General features: G+C 63.2%; 2 protein-coding genes. One reads left to right on the top strand and one right to left on the bottom strand.

Features of this window, described 5'->3' with window-relative positions; translation table 11 throughout:
* On the top strand, positions 1-576 hold a 576-nt coding region (locus ACXJL8_RS38470), incomplete at its 5' end, for a pyridoxal-phosphate dependent enzyme (RefSeq protein WP_456686755.1).
* A gap of 61 nt (positions 577-637) precedes the next feature.
* Here the strand turns inward: ACXJL8_RS38470 and ACXJL8_RS38465 are convergent.
* Positions 638-2,696 (bottom strand): O-linked N-acetylglucosamine transferase, SPINDLY family protein (locus tag ACXJL8_RS38465; protein ID WP_456686754.1); only part of this gene is annotated, 2,059 nt, incomplete at its 5' end.

The following is a 2,696-nucleotide window of genomic DNA, read 5'->3' as shown; positions in this document are numbered from 1 at the left end:
AATCTGGACAACGCCAAAGCGCATTACGAATCCACGGGCCCTGAGATCTGGGAGCAGACCGGCGGCAAGGTCGACGGCTTCGTCTGCTCGGTCGGCAGCGGCGGGACGCTCGCCGGCATCAGCCGCTATCTGAAAGAGCAGAACAAGAACGTCCGGATTGCCTGCGCCGATCCGCATGGCGCGGGCATGTACGAGTATTTCAGGAGCGGCGATGCCAAGGCCACGCCCGGCGGATCGATCACCGAGGGCATCGGCCTCAACCGGGCGACCGCGATCGTCGAAACCGCTGAGGTCGACGACGCCTATCTCGTTCCCGACACTGAGGCCGTCACCGTGATCTACGACCTGCTCCAGCACGAAGGCCTGTGCCTCGGCGGCTCGACCGGCATCAACATCGCCGGCGCCATGCGCCTCGCCAAGCAGCTTGGGCCGGGCAAGACGATCGTGACCGTGCTCTGCGATTCCGGCAGCCGCTACCAGTCGAAACTGTTCAATGCCGACTTCATGCGCGCCAAGAACCTGCCGGTGCCGGAATGGCTGGAGAAGCGCAGCAACATCAAGCCGCCGTTCGCGTGATCGTCGCAGGCTTCCTCACCGCGGGGACGCGCGTCCACAAGGCCCCCGCGGTTCGGCCAGCCTACATCACCTCACCGCGTTCCGAGGCCGCGGCACAATAATCGCGCCAGAACCGGCGATAGCCCGCCTCGACCTTACGCGTGTAGATCTCGACATTCCCGGCGGGCGAACCCGCGATCTGAGCCGGCAATTCGGCGCGCAACTTCGCCAGATGGGCGGGCTGCGTCGCATATCTGCATGCGATCGCGGCATAACCCTCATCGTCCTCGGCGACCCAGTCGTCGAGACCGATGGCCGCCACGATCGACGCACCGGCGCGCGAGGAGGCGCCGCTACCGAGCTTGGCGACGACCGGAACGCCCGCATAGAGGGATTCCCAGGTGCTGACGCCGCCGTTCTGCGGGAATGTGTCGAGCGAAATATCGACATTCGCAAAGGCCCGCAGATGCTCGACGCGCGGGGTCGAGCCCAGGCAGGTGACATTCTCCTCGGCAATGCCCTGCGCCACGAACCGTGCGATCAGGCTGTCGCGCAGCAACGGATCGTCGAGCAGGGTGTGCTTGATGATGATCTTCGATCCGGTCACCTCTCGCATCACTTTCGACCACACACGGATTGCCTCGTCCGAGATCTTGCTGATGCGGTTGAAGACGCCGAAGGTCACATAGCCATTGCGGAGCATGGGAAGCTCCGAAGGCGGCACATCCAGGATGGGATCGATCGTGATCAGGCACGGCAGATCGTGGACCTTTTCGGCAAACAAGTGCCGCACCGAGGGCGGAATGAAGAGCGGATCCGCGAGCAAATAGTCCATGGTCTGAAGGCCCGTACCCGTCGCATGTCCGAAGCCCGAGACCTGGATGGGCGCAGGCTTCCGTGCGAAGACATGGAGCCGGTGACCTGTGGTATGCCCGGACACGTCGATCAGGACATCGACGTTGTCGGCTTGAATGCGATCGGCCAACTCGTCGTCCGAGAGCTGCCAGGCGTCGACCCAGACATCCGCCATCAGCTTGAATGCGGCGGTCGTCTCATCTCGTAGTGGCGAGCACGAATAGCAGACGATTTCGAAGTTGGCGTGGTCGTGATGGCGAAGCACCGGCAACAGGCCGAACGCCGCCGAATGGTACCTGAATTCGGAAGCAACATAACCGATCACGATCCGCCGATCCGGATCGAGCGGCCGGGGCGAGAGCGTCCTTTGCGGCAATTTGGCGCCGATCGCTTCCCACCAATGTTTTCGTGCTGCCTGCTGGACCGCGAAATCGGCGTCGGCGAGATAGTCCAGAAAGAAGATCTTCCGCGCGATCAAGTCCGCATAGTCCGGCGCGATTGCCAGCGCGGCGTCGAGATATTCGATCGCGGATGCGATCTCTCCCTGGTTTGCAAAACAGGAGCTCAGCAGCGCCATCGCGATCGCGGAGCGCGGATTTTCCTCGAGCAAGGTCTTGCAGGCCAGGATCGCCTGGGCCGTATTCCCCATGTCGAGCGAGACTTGCGCCTTCCCCCGCAGGGCCACTTCGAGCTTAGGCGACAGCGCAAGCGCTGCATCAAAATCCGCTGCGGCCTGTTCCGGCCGCGACAGCTCAAGATTGAGCCGTCCGCGGTGCGCCAGGATCTTCGCCGAACCGGGCCTCATTTTGAGCGCCGCGTCGAGCGCGGCTTGCGCCTCATCGTAGTGCTTGAGCTCGATGCCGACCACGCCTTTGCCGACGAGCGCTTCCGCGTGACGCGGCTGAAACAACAAAGCGCGATCGAAACTTTGCCTGGCGCGGTCGAACTGGCGCAGCGCCAGCTCCGCCAGGCCACGATTGCAAAGCGCATCGGCATGATCGGGCTTCAGCCTGATGGCACGATCGTACAGTTCGATGGCCTGTTCCGGCAGGTCCATGTGGAGCAAGGTATTGCCGAGGCTGGTCAGGGCCGGCGGAAAATTCGGCTTCAGCGCGATCGCCTTCTCCTGACATGCCCGGGCAGCTTCAAATTTCTGCAGGCCGAAGTGCACAGCCGCGAGATTGTTATAGGCCTCGTGCGAACGTGGATCGATCGCGATCGCGCGCTCGAGCAGCTGTTGCGCCTCTTCCAGGCGCCCGCCCTGTTGCACAGACAGGCCGAGCAGG

The organism is Bradyrhizobium sp. P5_C11_2, from assembly GCF_054049755.1.
This window is presented reverse-complemented; position numbering and strand designations above follow the sequence as displayed.